A 751-nucleotide genomic window follows, 5' to 3' on the forward strand; every position below is an offset into this window, starting at 1 on the left:
CTTATTCATAGTGGAGCAATGTCACTTATGGGTAAGATATCAGACATAGGAATGATTATGGGAGGATTTTAATTATGAGTTATATAGTTGAGCTTTTAACTGCAGCCTTATGTCTTATACTTTTGATTGCAAGTATAGCGCTGCCTAAATATAAAGAAAAGTTTGGGTTATTTACAGGCATATGTCTTTTTATAATTTTTGTAATATCGCTATTCGTAGGAAGTCATGTGCAGACTTTATTTGATGGAGCTTATATTGATGATTCCTTTAGCACTTTTTTTAAACAGCTATTTTTAGTAGCTGCGATTTTAACAGTATTAATTTCTAAAGATCATTTAGTTTCTAAGCAAGGAGAGTTCTATACCTTAATTGTTTCCGCACTACTCGGAATGATGGTGATGGTATCTTCAGGAGAACTAATTACTGTATATATAGGATTAGAACTAATGACTATATCTTTTTGTGTTCTAATTGCCTATAAAGGTGATGCAAAGTCAAAAGAGGCAAGTTTAAAGTACATTATTTTAGGGGCAATGTCTTCAGCAATTTTCTTATATGGGTTAAGTTTAATATATGGGATTACTCAAACAACAGTTATTAAAGAAATTGCAGAAGTATTGGGAACAGGGCAGATAGTGCCATTAGAAATACTAGGTATGATATTTTTAATTGCAGGTTTTGCATTTAAAATAGCAATTGTTCCTTTTCATATGTGGGCTCCAGATATTTATGAAGGAGCACCTACTTCAAT

General features: G+C 32.0%; 1 protein-coding gene. It reads left to right on the forward strand.

Annotated elements, in window-relative coordinates:
- Positions 1 to 74 precede the first annotated feature (74 nt).
- Positions 75 to 751: proton-conducting transporter membrane subunit (locus COL3_RS26805; RefSeq protein WP_278286718.1), on the forward strand; the 677-nt coding region annotated here is incomplete at its 3' end.

Source organism: Clostridium sp. LS, from assembly GCF_002760435.1.
Classification (GTDB): Bacteria; Bacillota; Clostridia; order Clostridiales; family Clostridiaceae; genus Clostridium.